This window comes from Amnimonas aquatica (genome assembly GCF_002943415.1).
Lineage (GTDB): Bacteria > Pseudomonadota > Gammaproteobacteria > Pseudomonadales > Moraxellaceae > Perlucidibaca > Perlucidibaca aquatica_A.
On record NZ_PTQZ01000369.1, the window covers coordinates 1 to 1,129 of the forward strand.

Genomic DNA, 1,129 nt, shown 5'->3' on the forward strand with positions numbered 1-1,129 from the left:
CGAGGATGACCTGGTCAGCCAGCACCTGCTGCGCGGCATCCTCGAGCCCTGGGGCGTGCACCTGGTCTGTGCCGATACCGGCGCCCAGGCGCTGGCACTGCGGCACCAGCCCTGGGACCTGGTGCTGGTCGATGGCGAGCTGCCCGACATGAACGCGGCCACGCTGGCGCGTGCCTGGGCCGCCGCCGAGCGCGCGGGCAGCGGCACTCAGGCGCCGCTGGTGGCGATCACCGCGCACAGCGATCCCGCCAGCCTGGCGCGCTACCGCGCTGCCGGCCTGGATCCGGTGCTGAACAAGCCGCTGCGCAAGAGCCATCTGCTCAGCGTGCTCACCCCGCTGCTGGCATCGGAGCGGCCGAAACGACGCTGACGCGGAGCGCTGACAGCCGCCCGGCGGCGCGGCTCAGTCGCCGGGCAGAAGCCAGCGCGGGTCCACGCGCATGTCGTTGAGGCTGACGGTCCAGTGCAGGTGCGGTCCGGTGGCGCGTCCGGTGGCGCCGACCAGTCCGACCGGCTGGCCGGCCTTCACGGCGTCGCCGGTCTTCACCAGCACCTTGCTGAAGTGGCAGAGCATGGAGTAGAGGCCCTGGCCGTGGTCGATGATCACCGTGCGGCCATTGAAGAAGTAGTCTCCGGTGAGCGCCACGCGGCCATCGGCGGGAGCGACCGCCGGGGTGCCGGTGGCTCCGGCGATGTCCAGTCCGAGGTGGGGGGCTCGCGGCTCGTCGTTGAAGAAACGGCGCAGCCCGAAGGGGCTGCTGAGGCGGCCTGTCAGCGGCCAGCGGAAGGTCGGCCAGCGGGCATCGGCGCCGGCCGGGCTGTGCACCCGGTAGGCCGCCTTCTGTTCCGCGGCTTCGCGGGCGAAGCGCTCGAGCTGGACCGGGTCCGGGTTCACGTACTGGGTCTGGGTCAGCGTCAGGCGCTGTTCGGGGTAGGGCTGCCGGCTCACCGTGAAGCTGGCGACCTGCGTGGCCGGATCGTTGTCCGGCGTGCTGTGCAGGGCCTGCTCGCCGTCGCTGTCGAGACCGACGCCGATCACGGCCACCCGGTCGCCGCCGGCTTTCAGCCGCCCGGTCCAGACCGGGTTGCCCTGGTAATAGAGTGTCTGTCCGGCGCTGCCGGCCGGCAG

2 protein-coding genes are annotated in these 1,129 nt (G+C 72.3%); one reads left to right on the forward strand and one right to left on the reverse strand.

The window, feature by feature from the left end; translation table 11 throughout:
- Nucleotides 1-370 (forward strand): response regulator (locus C5O18_RS10060; protein ID WP_146089356.1); only part of this gene is annotated, 370 nt, incomplete at its 5' end.
- A gap of 33 nt (nucleotides 371-403) precedes the next feature.
- Here C5O18_RS10060 and C5O18_RS11050 read toward each other — a convergent pair.
- Nucleotides 404-1,129: M23 family metallopeptidase (locus C5O18_RS11050; protein ID WP_105193485.1), on the reverse strand; the 726-nt coding region annotated here is incomplete at its 5' end.